22 protein-coding genes are annotated in these 20882 nt (G+C 57.2%); all 22 read left to right on the top strand.

Annotation, left to right across the window (positions count from 1 at the left end; genetic code table 11):
- The first annotated feature begins 41 nt into the window (after nt 1-41).
- Nucleotides 42-206, top strand: a complete 165-nt coding sequence (locus VGN72_00265; protein ID HEV7297769.1) for a hypothetical protein — start codon at nt 42-44, stop codon at nt 204-206.
- Complete coding sequence (locus VGN72_00260; GenBank protein ID HEV7297768.1) at nt 172-648, top strand: helix-turn-helix domain-containing protein; 477 nt, start codon at nt 172-174, stop codon at nt 646-648. The genes VGN72_00265 and VGN72_00260 overlap by 35 nt, the downstream gene beginning before the upstream one ends.
- Nucleotides 649-650: 2 nt before the next feature.
- Nucleotides 651-902, top strand: a complete 252-nt coding sequence (locus VGN72_00255; GenBank protein HEV7297767.1) for a hypothetical protein — start codon at nt 651-653, stop codon at nt 900-902.
- A 112-nt stretch (nt 903-1014) separates the two neighbouring features.
- Nucleotides 1015-2790, top strand: coding sequence for a terminase gpA endonuclease subunit (locus VGN72_00250; GenBank protein ID HEV7297766.1), 1776 nt, complete (start codon nt 1015-1017; stop codon nt 2788-2790).
- A gap of 44 nt (nt 2791-2834) precedes the next feature.
- Entirely contained in the window at nt 2835-3065 is a 231-nt protein-coding gene (locus tag VGN72_00245; GenBank protein HEV7297765.1) for a DUF6148 family protein, read from the top strand.
- A 12-nt stretch (nt 3066-3077) separates the two neighbouring features.
- The gene (locus tag VGN72_00240; protein HEV7297764.1) at nt 3078-4511 is read left to right on the top strand and encodes a phage portal protein; all 1434 of its coding nucleotides are present in this window, start codon (nt 3078-3080) and stop codon (nt 4509-4511) included.
- Nucleotides 4508-5845 (top strand): S49 family peptidase, encoded by a 1338-nt coding sequence (locus VGN72_00235; protein ID HEV7297763.1) that lies wholly within the window; start codon nt 4508-4510, stop codon nt 5843-5845. The genes VGN72_00240 and VGN72_00235 overlap by 4 nt, the downstream gene beginning before the upstream one ends.
- A gap of 99 nt (nt 5846-5944) precedes the next feature.
- On the top strand, nt 5945-6814 hold the full coding sequence (locus tag VGN72_00230) for a Mu-like prophage major head subunit gpT family protein (protein ID HEV7297762.1): 870 nt from the start codon (nt 5945-5947) through the stop codon (nt 6812-6814).
- Nucleotides 6815-6825: 11 nt separating this feature from the next.
- Nucleotides 6826-9081: a hypothetical protein gene (locus VGN72_00225; protein ID HEV7297761.1), complete on the top strand. Its 2256-nt coding sequence runs from the start codon at nt 6826-6828 to the stop codon at nt 9079-9081.
- A 27-nt stretch (nt 9082-9108) separates the two neighbouring features.
- Nucleotides 9109-9444, top strand: a complete 336-nt coding sequence (locus VGN72_00220; GenBank protein HEV7297760.1) for a hypothetical protein — start codon at nt 9109-9111, stop codon at nt 9442-9444.
- Nucleotides 9445-9503: 59 nt separating this feature from the next.
- Nucleotides 9504-10112, top strand: coding sequence for a hypothetical protein (locus tag VGN72_00215; protein HEV7297759.1), 609 nt, complete (start codon nt 9504-9506; stop codon nt 10110-10112).
- Entirely contained in the window at nt 10112-10753 is a 642-nt protein-coding gene (locus VGN72_00210; GenBank protein HEV7297758.1) for a hypothetical protein, read from the top strand. The genes VGN72_00215 and VGN72_00210 overlap by 1 nt, the downstream gene beginning before the upstream one ends.
- The gene (locus tag VGN72_00205) at nt 10750-11211 is read left to right on the top strand and encodes a hypothetical protein (protein HEV7297757.1); all 462 of its coding nucleotides are present in this window, start codon (nt 10750-10752) and stop codon (nt 11209-11211) included. Before VGN72_00210 ends, VGN72_00205 begins: the two co-directional genes overlap by 4 nt.
- A gap of 75 nt (nt 11212-11286) precedes the next feature.
- Nucleotides 11287-12204: a phage tail tube protein gene (locus VGN72_00200; GenBank protein HEV7297756.1), complete on the top strand. Its 918-nt coding sequence runs from the start codon at nt 11287-11289 to the stop codon at nt 12202-12204.
- Between the two features lie 54 nt (nt 12205-12258).
- On the top strand, nt 12259-12639 hold the full coding sequence (locus VGN72_00195) for a hypothetical protein (GenBank protein HEV7297755.1): 381 nt from the start codon (nt 12259-12261) through the stop codon (nt 12637-12639).
- A gap of 270 nt (nt 12640-12909) precedes the next feature.
- Complete coding sequence (locus VGN72_00190) at nt 12910-14817, top strand: hypothetical protein (protein ID HEV7297754.1); 1908 nt, start codon at nt 12910-12912, stop codon at nt 14815-14817.
- A gap of 8 nt (nt 14818-14825) precedes the next feature.
- On the top strand, nt 14826-15803 hold the full coding sequence (locus VGN72_00185; protein HEV7297753.1) for a hypothetical protein: 978 nt from the start codon (nt 14826-14828) through the stop codon (nt 15801-15803).
- Nucleotides 15800-16324, top strand: a complete 525-nt coding sequence (locus VGN72_00180; protein HEV7297752.1) for a hypothetical protein — start codon at nt 15800-15802, stop codon at nt 16322-16324. Before VGN72_00185 ends, VGN72_00180 begins: the two co-directional genes overlap by 4 nt.
- A gap of 74 nt (nt 16325-16398) precedes the next feature.
- Entirely contained in the window at nt 16399-19101 is a 2703-nt protein-coding gene (locus VGN72_00175; GenBank protein ID HEV7297751.1) for a hypothetical protein, read from the top strand.
- 340 nt (nt 19102-19441) lie between these two features.
- Nucleotides 19442-19624: a hypothetical protein gene (locus tag VGN72_00170; GenBank protein HEV7297750.1), complete on the top strand. Its 183-nt coding sequence runs from the start codon at nt 19442-19444 to the stop codon at nt 19622-19624.
- Nucleotides 19621-19998: a hypothetical protein gene (locus VGN72_00165; protein ID HEV7297749.1), complete on the top strand. Its 378-nt coding sequence runs from the start codon at nt 19621-19623 to the stop codon at nt 19996-19998. The genes VGN72_00170 and VGN72_00165 overlap by 4 nt, the downstream gene beginning before the upstream one ends.
- A gap of 263 nt (nt 19999-20261) precedes the next feature.
- A complete protein-coding gene (locus VGN72_00160; protein HEV7297748.1) occupies nt 20262-20435 on the top strand; it encodes a hypothetical protein in 174 nt (57 codons plus the stop codon).
- The last annotated feature ends 447 nt before the right edge of the window (nt 20436-20882 follow it).

Genomic DNA, 20882 nt, shown 5'->3' with positions numbered 1-20882 from the left:
CAGCGAGCCACAGAGGGGGCGTTATTAAACCCAACTTGCGAGTGACCGCCGAACTGGTGCCGCTCATCGAGCGGCTGCTCGTCGAGGGAGCGTTGGACGATTACGAGGTCGAGCGGGACGGCCTGAGCATCGACGGCCTGCACTGTTGGTTGCTAAAGCCGAGGGGGAACGATGGGGACGACGACGAGAACGCTAACGACCGCTGAGCTTTGCGACCTGCTCGACATTGACGAGTCAACCGTCAAGCGATGGGTGGCCAAGGGTTGCCCGCACGACAAGAGCGGCAAGGGCAAGGCTCGGCAGTTCGACGAGGGGGAAGTCGTCGCATGGATGAAGTCACAGGGCCTCACCGGTGAACGGGGCAGGCCGAAGGAACTCATCAGCCCTACGTTGGAAGCGGCACGCATCAGGAAAGAGAACGCCCTCGCAGAGCGATACGAGATCATGGTTGCACGAGATAAGGGCGTGCTCGTCGAGGCCGCAGCGGTCGAGGCCGACAACGTGCAAAAGTTCGTGACGGTCAAAAATCGACTGCTCGGCATCTCAGCATCGCTGGCGCCAAGCCTCGTCGGCCTCGACGCACCGGCAATTGAGAAGTTGCTCGACGCACAGATCAGGGACGTACTACAGGGACTTAGTAAGGCATAACTATGATTGACTGGCTCGACTACGTGGAACACATCAACGACGACAAGCCGATGCCGGCAACGCCAACCCGAAACTACTGGCTCGACGTTGTGCTCATGGAGGAAATCATAGGTTGGTGCGAGGACGAAAACACCAAGCTGGCCGCAATCGGTGCGTCGTTCAAGTGGTACACCGTCACGATTGCATCGGCTCCCGTGTCGATGGTGCTGGCCGATGGGGCGCAGGTGCTTTCGGTTGAAAACGTCTGGCAGTGATTGGGGGTGAGTGGGGAGAGTATTCACCGAAAAAGAACGTGCTGCATGGGCACCGCCCGAACGGCTCACGCCCACTCAATGGGCAGATGCGAATCGCTACCTGCCATCGAGCGTGGCGGCAGAGCCGGGCCGCTACCGTTCGTCTCGCACGCCGTACATCGCTGGCATCATCGATGCCGTCACTGAGGATGTTGAGGAGATCGTCATTCTCAAAGCGGCTCAGCTTGGCTTTACCACTGCCCTGCAATCGCTCATCGGTTGGGCCATCGATCAAGAGCCAGCACCTGCCCTGCTCGTGATGCCGTCGCAAGATGAAGCTCGCAAGGTTGTCGAGGAAAACCTCAAGCCACTCATCGAGTTCACGCCCTCAATCAAAGCACATCTGACGGGCGAAAAGTGGGACATCACCAAAGAGGCCCTGCGGTTCGATTCGATGCCGCTCTATCTCGGTTGGGCAGGCAGCCCTCAGAGCCTTGCCCGTCGAGCCTGTCGGTACATCTTTTTAGACGAGGTTGATAAGTACCCTGCCTTTTCGGGTCGAGACGCTGACCCGATCAGCTTGGCCAGAGCCAGAGCCAGAACTTACCTGCACCGCAAGCGAATCGTCATCGGCTCGACGCCCACGACCCGTGAGGGTGCGATTTACAAGGCGTATCAGGATTGCGGGGACCGCCGCCGGTATCACGTCCCTTGTACTCATTGCCACGAGTATCAGGCCCTCGACTTTCAACAGGTCAAGTTCAATCACGACGACGACGACAAGATCAAACGTGCCGACCACATCGAGGCCACGCAATGCAGCTACTACGAGTGTGTGCATTGCGAGCAGGCCATCACCGATCAACACAAACCGGCGATGCTCCTGCGTGGCGTGTGGCTCAGCGAGGGGCAGAGCATCGACATCGACGGCACCGTCACCGGCCTGCGTCCAAAGGCCAAGCGGGTTGGGTTTCAGATATCGGCGTTGTACAGCCCTTGGGTTTCGTTCTCGGCAATGGCCGCACAGTTCATCCGGTCAATCGGCGATGTCGGCATGATGATGGAGTTTCGTAATCAGTGGCTTGCAGAAGTATTCGAACACCTTGCCACCACTGTAAAGGTGTCTGACCTCAGTGCCGACATCGAGACGGCACCGGCACCGCTCGTCGTGCCGAAGTGGGCAGCGGTGCTCACGGCAACCGCTGACGTACACGGCGACGGCAAGGGGTTTTACTACGGCGTACGAGCGTGGGGTAACGGCTACAGATCGCAGTTGATCCATCACGGCATAACGCACGACCTCGACGAGCTACGGGAGCAATGTCTCAATCGCCCGTACAAACTCGACGGGTGGGACGACTATCTGATGCCCGTCCTGATGCTCATCGACTCAGGCTATCGCACCGACGAGATATACAACTTTTGCGGCACCGACACCCGTATCAGGCCGGTCAAAGGTGCCAGCACCAAACCAAAGCAAACTATCTCGTGGGGCATCGTCGCCAAAGAGCTTGGCATAACGCTCGCCATCCTCGATACCGACTATTTCAAGGATCGGTTGCTATCGCTCAGGCATGAGGGAAAGTGGGGCATCAACGCAGCGGTTGGCGATATCTACCTCAAGCATCTGGCGGCAGAGCACAAAGTCATCGACCGTCGAACCGGGGCAATGAGTTGGGAACTCGTATCGAGCAGCGCCGCCAATCACTACCTTGACGTTGAGGTTTACCAGTGTGCCGCCGCTGACGTGGTTGGGGCATCGGTCCTGCCGAGCGAGCCAGAGCTTGAGGCACAGCGGCAGCACGTACAACTCATGCGACAGCAGGCCGCTGAGCCACAACACAAACCCAACTCGATGAGGATGCGACCGAGCAAATGGTTACAGACCTCGAATCGTTGGATGGGCTGATTGGACAGCGGGGGCAACGAGGCTATTTATACCGGTGGGGGATCATGGCAGAACCAACGTACGCAGAACTTTTAGCAGTTTACAAATCGGCCCTGCTGACCATCTCGACGGGGCAGGCGTACACGATGCCCGGCGGTCGCAGCCTGACCCGTGCGAGCCTGAGCGAAGTACGTGAAACCATCGCATGGTTGCAAAACGAGATCGCCCGTGAAGAGCAGGCCGAATCAGAAGACGACGAAACAGGAACCGGCATCGTGCTGGCCCGGTTCAACTAAGTAAGGGGGGCGGTGGGGCAATCGAACTGGCTCGATAGCACAATCAGTTTCGTCTCTCCTACGTGGGGGGCCAAGCGACAGCAGGCACGTACAGCAGGCCAGATACTCGGCAGCTACAGCGGTGCCGTGCCGACACGCCTATCGACCGCTTGGCCCGGCTCGACGCAATCGGGCATTCAATATCAGATCGCAAACTCCTACGCACTGTCGCAGATGCGTAATCGTGCGAGGCAGCTTGAGCGAAACAACATCATTGCTGACGGGTTGCTCAACCGCTGCGTCGATAACGTCATCGGCACCGGGTTCGAACTGCAATCGACCACCGATGACAACGAATGGAACAAAAAGGCAGAGGGCCTGTTTTACGATTGGTTCGATACCGCCGACATCACGGGGCTAACGTGGGCCGAGCATCAGCGGCTTGTATTTCGCTCGCACATTCGTGACGGCGACGTTGGCAGCATCCTCCTGCGAGAGGGCCGATTGCAGGCCATTGAATCTGACCTGATTTCTACGCCTACCGGTCGCAACGACGACAGCATCATCGACGGCGTTGGACTCAATCAATACAACCGGCCTACTCGCTTTTTCATCGCTGCTGTCGGGACCAACGGCAACGAGGTACACCGAGCCGTTGACGCAAACGACTTCGTTTTCCTTCCACGCCTTAAGCGGCTCAATCAGGTTCGTGGCGAGTCGGCATTCACGCAGAGCTTTGGGCTATTCGATCAACTCGACGGGTATATCGAGGCCGTCATCGTCGCAGCGAGAATGGCCGCTTGCTTCGGCGTTGCGATCACCAAAGCACAGCCGAACCAATTCTTAAACAACTTGGGCACGACCGGCAACCGACAGGGACAACAGCAGCGAGAGATGGGGTTTGAGCCGGGCATGATGCCGGTGCTTGAACCGGGCGAAAGCATCACCACGATCAACCCAAGCCAGCCGCAACAGAGCTTCCCTGACTCCCTCACCATGTTCATGCGTCTCTTGGGCCTTAGCTTGGGTATGCCGATTGAACTCGTGCTGCTCGACTTTTCACGTACGAGCTATGCGAGTGCTAGGGCCTCGATGATCCAAGCCTATCGATCGTTCGAATCGATGCAAAAGCTGATGACCGATAGGTATCTCGCTCGCATCTACCGATGGCGAGTTTCCAAATTCATCAACGACGGCCAACTGCCTGCACGACCCGATGCGTTTGAGCATCGCTGGATTGCACCACAGTGGCCGTACCTCGACCCGATCAAGGAACTGCAAGCGATGCAGATGAGCATTGACGTTGGCACCGAGACGCTGGCATCTGTGCTGACGAGTCAGGGTAAGGATTGGGATGAGATGGTGACGCAGCGTAAGGCCGAACTCGACGCCCTGCGTGCCGGTGGCATCCCGATATATCACAGCGCTGCCATGCAGACGCTCGACCAACGAGGGGAGGCAGCGTGAACAAATTGATTAACGGCAGCCTATGGGCGATGCACGAGCCGGCACTCATGGCGATGGCTGAGGCAGAGCTACCACAACAGGCACAGGCCGAACCGCAGGAGCGTGAGCCTTATCAGGTCATCGGCGGCGTTGCCGTAATGACCCTCGTGGGACTCGTCGCCAAGTATGACGACATCTACCTCGAATACTTTGGTGGCACCGCTACGACCGAGTTGCTGAAAAATCTTTCGACCGCTTTGGACGACGAGTCGGTGAAGGCTATTTGTATCTATGTGGACTCACCGGGGGGTGAGGTCAGCGGCACCGATCAACTGGCTCAGGCCGTTGCAGCGGCGAACAAGCGAAAGCCGGTGACGGCATATATCTCTGACCTTGGTGCGAGTGCAGCCTATTGGGTGGCATCGCAGGCCGGCCAAGTGTTTGCGAACCGCACGGCGTTCGTCGGCAGTATCGGCGTGTACACCGTGATGTACGACACGAGCACGCTGTACGAAAAGGCCGGGATCGTGCCGAAGCTCGTCAAGGCTGGTAGCCAAAAGGGTACGGGCGTCGAGGGACTGCCGATCAGTGATGAGCAGCTTGCCGACGTGCAAAGAACGATTGACAACGTGTACACGCTGTTTGTCGAGGCCGTGGCGACGGGGCGGGGAATGAGTGAAGGCGATGCATTGAACGTCGCAACGGGCCAAGTTTGGGTTGCCAGTGACGCCTTAAAGATGGGCCTTATCGACGGTATCGATACCGTCGAAAACGTAATCAGAAAACTGAGTGGGAACGACGTAAAGGAAATAATCAAGATGCCTGAAAACGAACTGACGAGCGATGAACTAGCCAAAGCCAAAGCCAGCGTCGAGGTCGAGGTTGCCGTGACCGTCGAGGATGACGAACACGACGACGAAGACGAAAAGGAAAACGAGGATCAAGAGGCTGAGCAGGACGAAGACGACGAAGCTAAGGCCAGCATCGAAACGAAGATCAAAGCCGCTGCTACCGACGCATACGCTGAGGCGCAGCGACACGAGCAGGAACGATTCAAGGCCCTTGTGAGCCTCTGCAAAGATCGGCCAAGTTTCGCCGTCGAGCAGTACATCAAGGGGCACGATTTGGGCAAGGCAACCGCAGAGTATGCGGCCCTGCTCAAGAACGAAAACGATTCGCTGCGTGGCGGCGTGTCGGTGGGAGCAGAGCCGGTGGCTATTGCTCCTAAGCGTGATGGCGTTGCCAGCACCCGTGAGGAGTTCGAGCGGGAATGGGACGCAAGCACAGAGTTGCAGAAACAGTTTGGTAGCAAGGCGAATTACGCCTCGTACAAGCTGTACGAGTTGAACAAGTAAACAAGTGATTGGGGGACAATGGCAGTTGATATTAAGAATTACATCGGCGCATTTATGGATGCGTACAACGGCCCGTTCGATGGGCTGTGGGCGAACGATGTGGCGAACATTTACACGGGGCTGAACTCGCTCAGCACGATCATCCCCGGCATGGAAAGCGTGCCGAATCTGGCTGCGTTCAGCGGCACCCGCCAAAAGAACGTGCCCACTGATTTCGAAATTACGCTGACTTCGGCACCGTACGAGTCGAGCGTGGAATACCCGCTCGATAACTACAACTTGGATTCCATCGGGATTTTCGAGAACAACGTGCGTGAACTTGCCCGCAAGGCTCGATACCAGTTCAACAAGTTGGTTACGGCTGTGCTGACCACTAACGGCATCTGCTCTGACGGGCAGAACTTTTTCGACACCGACCACCCGTACACTCTGTCGGGTGCTCAGACGCAGAAAAACCTCGTGACGGCCTCTGATATCTCGACGCTTGCCGTTGCGAATAAGTTGACGCCGACTGACGTGGAAATGGCCAACGTCATCCTCGATTTGTTCGCTCACCTGATCGGCCTTAAGGACCGTCAGGGCGACGAGGCCAACGGTGAGGATTGCCGTAGCGTGACGCTGCTCGTCGGCGACATGAAAAAGTGGACCGCAGCCATCAAGGCCGTCAGCAACGAACGCCTGAGCAACCTCAGTGACAACCCGTTGCAGGGACTCGCTGACGGTGGCGTCAAGGTCAAGCCGATCTTCGTGCCGACTCTGACCGGCGACAGCATTTACATGCTGCGTAACGACGGTGCCGTCAAGGCCGTCATCGCTGGCGAAGTGGTTGCCGAGCCAATCGCCCTTGGGCCTGAGTCAGAATATGCACGGGAGCATCGCAAGGTGCTGTTTGCATACGACGCCGTTCGTGGTGCCTGCCCCGGTCGCTATCAGAGTGCCGTTAAGGCGACCTTGAGCAACGCTGCCTAATCCATCGGGGGGTGAGCAAATCTAACAGCATCGGCGTTAAGAGCGCCGGTGCTGTTTTCTTAGGGGGGGCCATGATCTTTGCCAGAGTGTACCGACGACTCATTCAACTGCTCGACGTTGGGGTTACTAACCCAACCGATGGACAGGTGCTCACCTACAACCAGACGAGCGGCAAGTGGCAGAACGAAACGCCGGCAGTCGTCGAGGCGACAGGGAAGGCCGACAAGGTTGCTGGTGCGACCGCTGGCAACCTCGCTGGCCTCGACGCCGATGGCAACCTGACTGACAGCGGCAGCAACGCCAACGAGTTCGCCACCGATGACGACCTCGATACGCTTACCACTACCGTCGCCACCAAGGCCGCCCAGGGCGACGTTGACGAGCTTTCGACGCTGGTGGATACGAAGGCAGCCACATCGACGGTTGATGCGTTAGCTGTGACGGTGGCAGCGAAAGCCGATCAGGTAGACCTCGATAACGTCGAGGCCGAAGTTACGAGCTTGCAAGGGGAGCTTGACGGCAAGGCAGCACTCAGCGACTTGACGGCCCATACGGGCAACACATCAAACCCACACAGCACTACGGCCTCACAGGTGGGGGCGTATACCACGGCTCAGGTGGACACGCTCCTGACCGACAAAGCCAACGTGCTCCACGGTCACACGATGGGCGAAGTGGCTTACCTCTCTGACGAGTTGCTAAATCTCCAAGCCAACATCGACACCAAGGCTCCCTTGGCAAGCCCCACGTTTACGGGGACCGTCACTGCTCCCACGTTTGTTGGTTCGCTCACTGGTAACGCCACCACGGCCACCTCTGCCACATCGGCGACGTTTGCGTCAACGGCGGGTACAGCCTCGTACGCAAACACGGCGGGCACTGCATCAATCGCATCAACACTGTCAGGCGATATCCCCATCTCTCAGGTGACGAGCCTGCAAACGGCATTGGATGCCAAGGCACCTTTAGCATCGCCCACGTTCACGGGGACTGTCACAGCAGGTGCCATCACGGCCACCAGCGGCCTCAAAAATTTTGGCTCGTTGAGGGTCGATACCCCCAACGCCTACGTGGACGTTTACGACCCGTTCTTTGCGTACAGCAACGTGACCGTCAGTGGAGCCTTGGACCACAACGGTTCAACTCTGAGTTTCTTCAATGCTGGCACTCCCGTAGCTCGTCAATCGGCCACGACCGACATCAAGGATGCACTGACCAACTACGGTCTGCTCCAAGGCACATCTGCCAGCCCGCTGAATCTCGATGGTGGAACGCTGACGGCTGGTGCCATCACGCTTGGATCGTTCGTTACTGGTGGCCTTTCGTCGAGTCAGATGTATCTGAACACCACTTACGATTCGATCGGCGTCGATGCTGCGTCGGGCTTCTCGCATTTCGTGGACGGTGCGGGTTACGTGTTCCAGACCGACAGCAGCGGCAACGTGACGACAGCAGGTGACATCACCGCTGAAGGCCAGTTGGTTGCCTATCAAGCCAACGTAACTGATACGCTTGGTGTAAATGGTACTGCCTATTTCAACGGCGGTATTGAGATGGGTTCGGGTGGGACGCTCATATTCAACGGCAGCGGTACGCTCTATATGGGCGGTGGCGTTATCAATATGAATGATGGCACCGGATCAGGCGGCGGCACGCTGTACATGGATGGCGGTAGCATTACTGGCGTTACCGATATTACAGGTGACGGTTGGTCTATCACGGCAGGCGGTACTGGCACGTTCAGCGGTGAATGTTTCTTTGCATATGAAGCAGGTAACGCAAATACCGCATATGTGTCAAGCCAAACCGATTATTTGTTGCACCCAGACAGCAACTACACAAGCGATTTAAGCGGCGGCACGCTTAACGCAAGCGGTGGCACGATTGATATGGGTAATGGTGCGATTTACCAGTGCTTTGCGCTTGAAATGTCATCGTCGTCTGGCAGCGTCATTGCGATGAACGGTGGCATTATCGACGGTGGTGGCGAGGGTGGCTATCTTCAGAACTGCACGCTAAATCAGAACGGCTACAATCTGTTTATGGGTTTTGGCGATGGTACTGGAGGTGGCACATTGTTTGTTGACGGTGGCACGATCCAGATGGGCGATTTGGGTTCAGGTGGCGGCACGCTGTATATGGATGGCGGCAGGATAGAGCGATACACCGCCACCAAATACAATACCAACGCAGCAGCGATTACAGGTGGGTTGGCAGTCGGTACGTTCTACGTGACCACAACGGGTGAAGTAAGGTGTGTGGTTTAACAATTTCAGCGTAAAGGAAATAAGACAATGGCGATTCTAATTAACGATAACACAGCAACCAAAGCGGTAGAGGATCACAAGGAACACATCCAGAGATTCTTGAACATGGTCAAGAGCCAATACGGGATGCTGGCCCGTGGCTTTTGGGCCAATCGCAGTCACACGCCGATGGCTATGGCAGAGGCTTACGGCACTGATGCTGCTGAGCTTTTTCAACTGTCTTCAAAGCTCGCCACGTTCATCTCTGACGTAACTGGTGAGGAAAGCTCAGTGGTGCCTGCTGAGTATGGGTACGTCATCAATCCAGACGGCACAGCAGTCATCACGCTCAAAGAGGTACAGGAAACAGTGGTCACTGAGTAAGGGGGAGGATGGGGAGAGAGATCATACTGAGCGGTGAGGATTACGCAGGTGCGAACCCGATGTATTTCGTCGCCTATCGAGTCGCTGACAGCAAGTACATCAGCGGTACGAGCCTCGTCACGAAGGTAGATGCCGATTGGTCGAGCTACGCAATCACGCTGACGCTCGACGCAGACACCGACGAGTATTTCGGCGACTTCCCGCTCGTCTCAAACGGCTCGTACCTCGTGACCCTTTACGAGCAGATCGGGGCCGAACCCGTCGAGGCCGACGATGAGGTCATTGCTGAGGGCGTGTTCTCGTGGTCAGGCATCACGAGCATTCCCGACTCGTCGAGCGATTTCATGATTCAACTGAGCCATGACACCGACACGTTCATCAACGAGTTCGCAGAGCCGATTACCTACAACGAGTTCAGCGGTGACAGCAAGACCATCAGGGCCGTCGTCAATCGCAGCCTGCCCACAAAGGTGGGTGAGGATGGCAGGACGCTGGCGACGTTCACCGAGATATGTATCTACAACGATGCAAATCTCGGCATCGTCAACGTACAACACGGCAGGGATACCATCACGTTTTCACCGGTGTACGGCGGCACCGCTAAGACGCTACTCGTTACCGCTGTCGTCAACTCTGATGCAGGCATGCACACGCTGAGGGTTCGTTAATGATGGGCAGCGATATCAACCTCATGCAGCTTGACGGGCTGGCCCAAGCGATGCGTACAGCGCCCAAGGTGCTACTGAAGGAACTGGCCAAGGGATACCGGGACATCGGCAGGTATGACATCGATACGTTTCGTGCCGGCGGTGTCGGCAAGTTTAAGAGTAAAAAGGTTGGGAACACCTTCAAGTTTCGTGCGAGCGACCCGTCAAAGGTCGAGACGTTCGATCAGTTGTTCGTGTCTGAATACACCAAGTGGAAAGCGGCACCGATCTTTGAGACGGGCGGGCAGGTCAGGGCCAAAGGTAAGGCAATGCCGATCCTGACTGAGGCAGGAATGAAAGCCAACGGGGGCCGTAAGTATTCGGCCAACAAGATCAGGCAGATGCTCGCCAGCGGTGAGGTCAAGATCATCCCGACACCTCGGGGGCCGATCATCATTCGTGAGGTCGGTGGCCTGACCAAGACTGGCAAGATTCGCAAGGGCACCCGTACCGAGATACTGGCGATCTTTCGCAAGGCCATCAATCAGGTTGACCGCCTCGACTTTACAACGCATGCCCAGAAAAACAGTGGCATGCATACTCAGATACTACAGGCCGCAATCGACAAGGCATTGGCGACCATCGCAGCAGGGGGGAAATGATAAGTGTACTTGAACGAATCAGCGAGAACGTACTGACGAGCCTACAGGCCATCACCACCGAGAACGGTTACGAGATCAAGCTCGACGTGCATCGTGCTAAGGCCGTCAACGAACCTAGACATCTCAAGTCTATCATTCACCAGCTTTCGCCCGTCGAGGATGAGGAATCATCGGTGATGGGATACTCAGGATGGTTGCAGCCTTACGCCGTGGTGACGTACGTCATCCCGCTCGACGACGACGAGACGCCAATCGACACCTACAACAATCAGGTTGCGATGGCCCTGCATAAAGCTCTAGCCGCAGACACGACACGGGGCGGGCTGGCAATCGACACGCTCATCAGGCCGATGCTCTACTTCCCACCTGTCCAAGGGGAGTATGCGGGGACAACGGCCATCTTTGACGTGCGTTACCGACACATCCTCGACCATCCTGAATTGCCCGCATCGGCCTGATGACTTTGGACAGGTGGGCGTCGCTGGCTATTTATACAGGTGGAGCAGGACATACATACATAAAGACATAGGGGGATGATGCCACAACTGAAAAAGCGCCGTGTACTGGCGTTCAAGCTCGAAACCACGCCGGGGACCGCTGAGACGCTGACCGCCGCTGAATGTATTTGGTCAATCGACCCGATCATCCAATACGACATTCCACAGACCGACCGGTTTGCGACCGGCTCGCTGAGTCGCCTCGTCAGCACTGGCGGCGCTCGCAGTGCCAAGATCACCTTTGGCGTCGAACTGGCTGGCGGCGGTGCTGATGCCGTGCCGCAATGGGCTGACTTGCTGCTCGGTTGCGGTATGGTCGAGGATACCGCCACGTTTTCGCCGACGAGCGACCCCGCCGACTATAAGACGGTCACTTTCGGTTGCTATCAGGATGGCATCGTCAAAAAGATGGCCGGTGCGATGGGAACGTTTACCGTTGACGTTACCAGTGGCGTGCGTGGAACAATTAATTTCGAGTTCACTGGCATTTGGGCAGCGGTCACTGATGGTGCGATGCTGGCATTGCCTGCATACGCAGTCATACCGCCTCGTGCCGCTGGTGCCACGTTCACCATCGGTGGCAGCACCAAGAAAATCTCGACGCTGAAACTCGCCACCAACAACACCCTCAAGCTCGTCGAGGACATCACCGACGTTACCGGTTATGACCGTGCCGTCGTGACCGAGCGAAACCTCACGGGCAACATCGACCCCGAATCGTTGACGGTTGCCGCTGACGGCATCTATGCAGCTTGGGTGGCTGGCACGACCGCCGCACTCAACCTCGTCATCGGTGCGACGGCCAACAACATCGTCACCATCACCGCACCTGCATTGCAGTACATCAATGTGCAGGAGGGCGACCGTGATGGCCTCGTCACCAACGATGCCGAATTCAGGCTGACTTGTGACAACGACGAGCCTGATACCGAGTTGGTCATCGCATTCAGTTAAGGGGGCCGGGTGGGGTTATCAGTCTCATCATCAGAAACTTTTGAATACGTGTTGATGGCCGACAGGGACAAGCCGCAGGATGTGCGGCCTGCCCTCGTTGGCCGGTTTGTGACCTGCCGAGAGTATCGACAGGTCAGACGGCTCCTCATCGACGCCGAAAAGGCGAGCGATGAGGAGGTCACTATTGATAAGAGCCTTGCCGCAATCGGCATGATCCTCGTCGGGTGGCGTAACGTGGGTGATGCCGATGGTAGGCCTGTCGAGTACAGCATCGGCAAGCTCGAAAGCGTGTTGACGCTCGATGATGTCATCGAGCTTGTCGAGCATCTCGTCATCGAGATGCGATTGAGTGAGAACGAAAAAAAAGTCTCTGCCTTGCGACGGCAATCTACTGGGGGGAACTCTGCCGAATCGACGGCAAAGGCAAGTGCGTAGGCGACTGCCCCTCACCGGCTGAGCCTACCGATATGCAATGCGTCACCTGCTACGGCAGGGGGTGCAACCAGTGCGACGACGGCTATGTCATGCTGACCTCGTGTGCTCGGCAGCAGGTGAGTGATGAGGCGTGGGATATGTTTTCTTGGGTACGTCAGTACCTCGAAAACAACGTGCTGCCAGAGGATGGCAATGGCCTCGCACAGACGCAATCGTTTGTCGATGCGTTGAACGTCGTCTCACGTGAGTGGCGACAGTGGGAGGCCAAGCATGAGTAGTAAGAAAACTCTTGAAGTCGAGATAAGAGGCCGGGACGGCATCAGCGCTGAAGCTAAGAAAGCCGGTGCCTCTGCCGACGCACTCAAGCGTAAGCTCGCTGAGGTCAATGCTGCCGCTGCCAATGTCAACGCCCCTAAATCGTCGTTAGACGACCGGCTCAAAGGCGTCGGCAACAAGCTCGGTGAGGATGACGCCGTTGGCAAGGTGCTAAAGGGTGGCCTCGTCGGCTTTGCTGGCGAGGGACTGGCCAACGTCACCGGCAAGGCCATCGAACTGCGTGACGCACTGAGGGACGGCAAGACCGATGCCGCTGGCCTCACGCAATCGCTACTCGAAAGCCTGCCGATCATCGGCGGGTTTGCGACCGCTGGCAAAAACATTCGGGAACTCATCACCGGCGAGCAGGCAGAGATCGATAAGATCAACGCTGGCGCCAAGCTCCAAAAATCCCTCATCGACTACCGCCTTGGCCTGCTCAAGCAACAGCAAAAGCTACAGAAGGAAATCGCAGAGTCGGTGACGCAGGCCAACCAACGCCGAAAGCTCGCCACCACCGACAACGATGCCGAACGTGCCGATCTACAACAGCAATTCGATTCAAGGGCCAAGCTCAAGGGCATCAGCACGAAGCGAGACGACGCCGTTACTGCTGTCGAGGATCAACGCAAACAGCAGGTCGAGGCCGTCATCAATGATGACACGCTCGACGACGAGCAAAAGCAGACTGCCAAGGCGTCGATCAACAGGGCCGCTGAGGAGCAAGTTGTAAAAATACGCCGGGAGTATGCTGAGGTTGAACGGGCTGAGATCGCAGCCCAGGGCGCTGAGGTCGATAAGCTGCGACAGGAGCACGCCGACAAGGCCGCTGGCATGATCGAAAAGTACAGCGATGAAACGGCGTCGCTGGAAGTTCAGCAGCGGGCAGATCGGCTCAAGGCACTCGGTAAGGATTTAGAGGCTGAGTTGTTGCTCGTCGATGAGAACGCCAAGGCGAAACGCAAGGCCATCGAAAAGCAACTTGAAGAACAGCTTAAGACGGCACCGGCATTCATCGCTGAGGGCCTTAAGGCCAATGCCACGATTCAGATCAACACGATTGAGCGTGGCGTTGAGGAAAAAAAGCAGACCCTCGTCAAGCAGCAGCTTGAGGACATTCGCACCCGTCAACTGACGCAGCAGGCCGCAGCGGGCAACCGCTCTGCCGAGCTTGAGCTTAAGCGGCTCGAAACGATCAAGTCGTCTCGGCAGGAGTACGAACGCCTCACCACGATCATCGAGACGCAGCAGGCGATCCTCGACAATCCCGCTGCGACTCCTGAGCAACGGCAGGCCGCAGAGCAGGCCAAGCGATCAGCGCAGGAGGGCATCAAGGGGCAGGCCGTCACGCAGCAGATGGCCGTCACAGAGCAGATCAAGCAACAGCGTAAGGACATCCTTGAGCAGGTCGCCGAATCCTCGACGAGCTTGACCGAACGCACTACGGCACGACGGCAGATTGAGGCTGAGTCGATCAGAGACGAATTCAGGCGACGGCAGGTAGAGGTCACAGAGTTCTCTAAGAACCCCAACGCCACCGCTGAGCAGAAGAACGAGATGACGACGATGCTGCAACAGTGGGTGAGCTTGCAGGGCAAGGCGTTCGATACCGCAGTTGCAGAAGAGCCGCCGCCGCAGCGTTCGGGCAAATTTGAGATTGCCGAGTCTCGCACGCTTACAGGCGTCACTGCTGCGATGAGCGAAAAGGCTAGCACCGACTGGACCAAGGCGACAAGCAAACACACAGAAGAATCGAAAAAGCTGCAAAAGGAACTGAACAAGATGTTCGGCGATTACCTCGTCGAGTATCGGCAACGGGGACAGACACAGGGAATCACGTTGACCGCAGGCGTGCTTGAGTAAGGGGGTGAATGCCAGCAGTAGCAACTGAAAAATGGTCGAACATCGGTGGTACGCTCGATGCCGAGATTAACGGCAATACGTTTAATCGAGCGTTCGACGTGGTGGGGGCCGCTGACGGTTTCGGTGCCGTCTCTGCGGTCAGGTCAGCCTTTAACATCAACTACAACTCTTCGCACCTCAACATGGAGGCGCTGAAGCTCAAGACGTTTCAGCCCCGCACCGTTGGCCTTGGCGTACACGAGGTCACTGCCGTTTACTCGGTGCCACCCAACGGCAGTTGGCAGACGCCAGAGGATGACGCAGACCCGCTCGACGCACCGGCTGAAATTTCGTGGTCGCCAAACATTGTCAGCGAACCGTTTGACCGGGACATCGACGGTAACCCCGTCCTAAATAGTGCTGGTGATGCTCCTGCGAACCCGCCGAGCCGCACCTACGTCTACAGCACGCTGACGATCACGACCAACGAAGAGTTTTACAACTACGCTGGCTACAAGCCGTACATCAACACGGTCAACAGCGACTCCATCGAGGTCGATCAACCCAATAGCACTACCGTCACGTTTGCCGCTGGCACAGTGAAGTGCGTGAGCATCGCACCTGCGAGGATGTACAAGGCAACCGATAGCTACGTCCCCATCACTCGAACATTTGAGATTTGGGACTTGGCCGAGATCAGCACGACGCAGCCGCATCAGTGCCGCATTTTAGATCAAGGGTCATCGGGTTGGTACAACGACGAGGGCGTCAAGAATGGCTCACTGTGTACCGATCAGGGCGAATACGTTGCAAACGACAAGCTGCTCGACGGCACCGGTAAGCCGCTCGACTCGACGCTAAAGGTACGTGACGGTGGTGAGCAGTACACGCCTGTCGCTCGACCCGGCGGTACGCCTACGGGTGCGACCATCGAGGGGACCGCTGACGCCAAATACCTCCTGTACAAGCGATACAAAGCTAAGGCTTTTGCGGGGGTAATCATTTGACGCAATACGTTTTCACAGAGGCCGATAAACGTGAGTTCAATCGGCTGCGAAAGAAAATCGACAGCATCAAAGGGCCGGGCGTCGTCAACACGCCCACGGCCATCTACGTCAATTCGCAAACTCGCCAGCACGGTGGCAGGCGACGGGCAAACCAACAGGCTGGCCCTTCGATGTGGATCAGGATCACCGGTTACGCAGCGATCACCGGTGCAACGAATCGATGGAAATATCAATGGGTCGAAAGCCAACTCGTTGATGATGGGATGTGGGAAGACGTGCCCGATGGAAACACGCACGCCGATCTAGGAGTGGCCTACAACTCGATTGAGGCGAACAACAGTGACAGCGGGGTACAGGGCAACTCGACAAACGTATCGACGCTGCCACCGGGCTACAGCCTTCAACCGGTGCAGGGGAATCCCGTCGTGCAGGCCACGTTGGTTGAGGACTGCAACGACGTACTCGTTTGGATTTTCTCCTACGAAAACGGTGTGTCGGCACCTGAAGGTAATTGCCCATAAAGAGGTCTATGCCGGGGATATTTTATACATGCGATTTCGAGGCGTGCTGCTCGTACATCCAAGCCACTCTGTGCTTGGATGAAGACGAGGAAGGCAACCCCATCCCACAGGAGTTGGCCGATCAAGCGCCAACCGTGTGGGTCAAGCATGAAGCGATTCCTGAGTTCGGGGCCGTGTTCAAGTTCTACGGCTGGTGCTACACCATCGACCCGAACGGTGAGCAACAGAAACCGCCACGGGGCGACGTGTGGCTGCAAAGCATTGCCCCTTACGTTGACTGCGAAACCTGCCTCAATCCCGAAACACCTCCTGATGGCGGTGGTGGAGGTGGCGGTGGAGGGGGAGGCGGGGGCGGGGGCGGTGGGGGCGGCGGTGGATACCCGCCACCCATTATCCAGTATGGCCACGTAGCAACGCCCTGCGAGGGATCGCCACCAGAGGCCGTGGTTGCCAACCTGCTCGTGCGTATGCAGGGCGTGGGCTACGTCGGCGTTCGATATTTCAGGTACGCCGGGTTGTGCTACTCATTCAACTTGGGCAGCACTCCCGTGGTCATCACGCCTGCTCATAAAGTCGTGTACGTTAACGGCACCTACGCCGATTGCCCTGCATGTAACGGCGGGGCACCCGCTTCCATCTGTGCCAATCAGTCACTGGAAAACCTGCCAAACGTTTGGGTGCGATACGCCGACTTGCCCGAACAAGGGCAGGTGACGTTCAAGGTTGACGGTAGGTGTTTCTCGATCAACGAATTTCAGACCGCACAGGATATCCCGTTTGGTGCAACGTTGGTGACGCCACCGTCGAGCAGCCCATATGAAGACTGTCAGTCATGTGTGAAGGGCGTGCTTGCCACCGCTTGCCCTGAGCAGCCGAACCCCGAAGAGGCACCGCAGGTATGGATACCGTTCGACAGCCTGCCTGAGACCGTGTGGTACTTTAAGGAGGCGGGGCGTTGCTGGTATATCGACCCGACTGACCCACCGGTGACGATGCCTGACGGTGCCAGTGCCATCGTTCGCACCCCCACGCTCGAATACGATGACTGCCAAAGCTGTCTGTGCGGCGTTCCACACATCGAAAAAGGCATTAGGGCATTGCCGTGCGTGGGCCAGCCGTACGCATCCTATGCCGAAGAGTTGTACGTCAAGACTGATGACCTGCCTGACAGCACCATCACATTCTTGAAGAACTGGGTGTGCTATTACGTCGATCCTGACGAGCCGATTTCAGCCATCCCGGTTGGTGGTACCACGACGATCAACCCTCAGAATTCATTTCTCGACTGCAACGACTGTATTGCCGCACTGTTCACGTACCCGCCAGAACCTATTGACCCGACTGACCCGCCGCTGATGGGCATTCAAGGCTCGCCATGTTCGGGGCAATGTGGTGCAGCGGTCGCTGATGTGTGGATCGCTGAACCCGATATCCCTGCCGACGACATCACCGTCACCGTCGATGACGTGTGCTATTCGTTCTCGCCATCCTCGACGCTGGCACCGATTCCCGATTATGCCTACGTCATCGGTGGCGGTGTATCGGGCACCACCTGTGCCGGGTGCGTTAAGGGGTCGCTCGCCTCTGTGTGTGCCAGTGAGGGCGGTGTCGGTGAGCCACCGCAAGTGTGGATATCGAACTGCTGTAGCAGTGGCCCGGTGATTTTTTCGTACGCTGGCTTTTGCTACAGCCACGGCGGTGGCACTGGAAACACGGCTCGACCTGACGGTGCTGCATCGGTGTGCCCTAACGCCGACGATAGTTACGAGTCGTGCGACATCTGCAACGGCGATGAAGACCCACCGCCAGACCCGCCGCCGCCGCCTGACCCGCCGACGCCACCGACACCGCCAGAGCCTGAGCCAGAGCCAGAACCTGACGAGCCGGGGGAACCGCCGACGCCGACACCGAAACCAAAGCCACCGAAGAAACCGCCGATTCCCTTGCCGAATCGACTGCGGCTCAAGTGCTGCTCGACCGGCGAACTGGTGGATAAGTATGTGCCGATTGCCGCTGGCCTCATTGGCAAGACGATTCGGCTCGGCAGCGAGTGTTACGTCGTCACGTACCTAAAGGATTCGGGCGACATCGAGAGCAGCCCATCGCCCGATGCGATCTACCAAACGTGTACGGCGTGCAACGCTGACCTCGATTTCCTGCCGCTCATCAATTGCGAGACGGGCCAGCCAAGTGGCAGCTACGTCAACGTTTTGGATTGGGTGGCCGGTGGTGGCAGTGGTAAGCCGGTTACGAAGATCGGTGGCCAGTGCTACTACGTTGCTGGCCAGAATGGCCGCTGCACCATCGCATCAACCGGTGGCGACTGCCCAGGCGACGGCACGCCATGCCCCGAAGGTGGCGGGTCGGTTTCGCCGGGAGAGCGATTTTCGACGTGTGAGGAATGTGACCCGGTTACACCTGCCCCGTGTACGTGCCCAACCGGTTTGGCTACGTCGTACGTGGTTTCCTTTCACTACTCGATTGATGACTGCAACGGCGGCATCATAGAGGGAGACGCCAGTGGAATAGTTGAGATAGTGGACCCATCAAACCCGTGTCTTTGGTACGGGTTTACGCAGATATCCGAAGCATACCTGTATATAGAGGATTGCAAGTGGGAGGTGGGTTTTGGAGATCGTGGCGGGGGCGTCAAAGAAACGGGTGACACGCCAGAAGGTGTGTACATCCCTGCTGAGCCATTCTTCCAGTGCCCTGAAGCACCGTTTGGCGTGACTACCATTACGAATGTGACGGTTAGTGCTGACGATGGAATCTAAATTGGGGGATGATGGGGTGTGGATGTAAGTCAAAAATAAAATCAGCAGCACAAACGGTGGCCAAGGGTGCAGTAGGACTCACGAAGGCCGTCATCGGTTTGGAGCAGGCACCGCTGCCGATCATTGAGGAGCGTCGAGGTATCTGTCGTGGTTGCGAGCACGCCAAGCCTTGCCCGCTGCTGCCGGCGAGGAAATGCACCTGCTCAAAATGCGGTTGCGTTTTGAAGGCCAAGACGACTTTAGCAGGTGAGAGTTGCCCAATTGGAAAGTGGGCAGCAGTCGAAATTGGGACAACCGAGCCATCGAAAGCTATTTAGATATGTGGACAAACAGGGGGCACATGAGCCGTGAGCACATCATCGCACAAGCGACCATTGGTATTTCGTCGTCGCTTGCGGCTGTCGGCCTCACGATGACACAGTTTGAGCAGGGCCTCAGAATCAGCGGTGCCCTCGTCGGCATCGCTGTGGGCCTGTTGACGTTGTTCAACATCGTCAGGGGGATGAGGCGAAAAGCCGAGTGAACTGGCAACGTCAAACCGCAGCTTATAAACTTGCCCCAATGGCAAAACGAAAAGCAACGGCGGCACCGGTCAACGAGTTCGATGTCAAGATCATCGCTGGCCTAGCGGCTGAGGTGAAGGAACTTGACGCAGCGACTCAGGGCGACGACACGCACGAGGAATTCGAGACGTTGCAGGAAACCCTCGACTCGCTGCAAAGCATTTTCGGGTTGGAAAAGTACGTCGTCGGGATGGATGACTTAATGGCCATTGCCGATGCCCTCGACGGTGAGGATGCCGCAGCGGTGGCTGAAACTTACCGGGCCATCCTCAAGAACAACCTGATGCGTGATGACCTACCAAAGGTGCCGAAACGGGTAAAGGCCAAGCGATGATGTGGACGCTGGCGGCAGAACCTGACGAATAAAAAAACCGCCGAACGATTGCCAGCTTGGGGGGGAAAGCTGGCGGGGGACCGTTCGGCGGTTGCCGTGAACTTTACCGTCGCCGCAGAGGTTTGCAAGGTCGAGTTCGTTGTGCGGGGCAAGAGGGGCAAAGGGTAGAGAAATCCCGATGGATCAAACCTCAAGGGCCGTAACCACGTACCAGTTGCTTGACCTTGCGTCTTGCCGCCCGAACGCCGCTGGATGGAGTTGAGATGAGCCGAATCACCGAGGAAATGTTTGAGGCGCTGGCAAGGGAGATGAATAAGCTCTGTACTGACATGCAGAACGTCTTACCCGATGACCTCCCCAAGCTCATGGTGAGGTTGAAAGAGTTGACCGCTCGTGGTGATGAGCTAATAGAACAAAGGCGACTGGAGCGTCAGTAGCCCACCCTAACAGGCGAGACGGTGAGCGGGGATTTTTTGGCAGATTTCTTGGCAGAAATGCGTTCTGGCGCTCCTGCTACGGCATTTCTTTCTTAGCCGAGAGTGCCACGCCGCCTCTTTGTTTCCGCATGTTCCCCGGGGCAAAAACCCAGATCCTCCAATCGGACCCACCATTGCGGGGCCGCAGATCACCCGGAGTGAGGCAGACGACGCAAAGCAGGTGGGATAACGTAATGCCGATCAGTGGCCGAGCCGGCGCCGCGCCGGCTATCGAACCACAAAAAGCTTACCCGCCGGCTCGGTCCACTGCATTGGCTGGTTATGCTGCGGCCGCACCGCCGAGAACGTGAACGGCCCACCAACTGCCCAGGCCGGCGAGTAGCACGCAGAGCAGCACGACGAGCAGATACAAGTTCGCCCACCATTGTGGTGGCGACCATTCCCGCG

The organism is Tepidisphaeraceae bacterium (assembly GCA_035998445.1).
GTDB lineage: Bacteria > Planctomycetota > Phycisphaerae > Tepidisphaerales > Tepidisphaeraceae > DASYHQ01.
The sequence above is the reverse complement of the archived record's forward strand: the minus strand, read 5'-3'. Positions and strand labels throughout refer to the sequence as shown.